Below are 1,132 nucleotides of genomic sequence, written 5' to 3'. Positions count from 1 at the left end.
AATGACTGTGCGGAATATTGAATTAGTGTGTGCGGAGGTGGTGAGATGAAAGTTAGATTATTGAACGATGGTGATTACGGTGGAATGAAAAACACTGAGTTTCCTGCCGTTGTAGATGGTTTTTATTATGACGGATTAGACCACGTAGTTGGTGTTTCTTGCAGTGAATTAATCAGGGTCGGTGCTGATAAAGATACTTTTTGTATTGGTGGTGACCTGGCTTTTCTGATTGGCGAAGAATGCGAGGTAATCAATGAACAAATATCGTGACAAATCAGACTTTGAGATTAATAAGGCTGTGGCTATTGCCATCGGAGCAAAGCCATTCCCACCTGAGCGAACTGAATTCACGCAATGTGAAATACCATGGCTTGAAAACGCAATTATCGTAAAAATTACCGGTGTAAAAACGGGGCCGTTCGACCCCTGCAACAACCCGGCGGACGCAATGCCGATTATTAAAGACAACCTCATATCGCTGGAACATGACGGAATAGCCTGGATGGTTAGTTGCGTGCGGCATCCTGAAATAAGCGTTTGGGATGGATGCGAGAATTACAACGATAATTTTTATCGCAAGGCTATGGAATTATTTTTGCTGATGAAGGATGCGGAGAATGAAAAAGTATGACCTTCTGTTAGCCGATCCCCCTTGGTCATATAGCAACAAATCTTCCAACGGCGCAGCAGATAACCACTACAACACCACCAGACTTCACCATCTCACACGAATTAAAATCCCTGAATGCTCATCTGATAATGCCGTACTCTGCATGTGGTACACGGGTAACTTTGCGCTTGAGGCGATAAAGCTGGCTGCGGCATGGGATTTCAAAGTTAAAAACATGTTCTGCTTTGCGTGGGTGAAATTAAATAAAAATGCAGGAGGCCGGATAGACAAAAAACCACCGGAAGATTTTTTCGATTTCATGGAGATATTAAACAGTGAGACGAAAATTAATTGCGGAAATTACACCCGTCAAAATATTGAAATGTGCTTAATTGCTACCCGTGGTAAGGGATTGCCGCGCCGGTCTGCCAGCGTCCGGCAGATAGTGTATTCCTGCCTCGGTGAGCACAGCGAGAAACCGAAGGAAGTACATCACCGGCTGGAAGAGTTATATGGCGATGT

General features: G+C 44.2%; 3 protein-coding genes. All 3 read left to right on the top strand.

Annotated elements, in window-relative coordinates; translation table 11 throughout:
- Positions 1 to 45: 45 nt before the first annotated feature.
- On the top strand, positions 46 to 270 hold the full coding sequence (locus U868_RS23910; RefSeq protein WP_025155269.1) for a hypothetical protein: 225 nt from the start codon (positions 46 to 48) through the stop codon (positions 268 to 270).
- Positions 254 to 631 (top strand): phage protein NinX family protein, encoded by a 378-nt coding sequence (locus U868_RS0122605; protein ID WP_025155268.1) that lies wholly within the window; start codon positions 254 to 256, stop codon positions 629 to 631. The genes U868_RS23910 and U868_RS0122605 overlap by 17 nt, the downstream gene beginning before the upstream one ends.
- Positions 618 to 1,132: MT-A70 family methyltransferase (locus U868_RS0122600; RefSeq protein WP_025155267.1), on the top strand; the 515-nt coding region annotated here is incomplete at its 3' end. The genes U868_RS0122605 and U868_RS0122600, both read left to right, overlap by 14 nt.

Source organism: Morganella morganii H1r, assembly GCF_000633515.1.
Lineage (GTDB): Bacteria > Pseudomonadota > Gammaproteobacteria > Enterobacterales > Enterobacteriaceae > Morganella > Morganella morganii_B.
The sequence above is the reverse complement of the archived record's forward strand: the minus strand, read 5'-3'. Positions and strand labels throughout refer to the sequence as shown.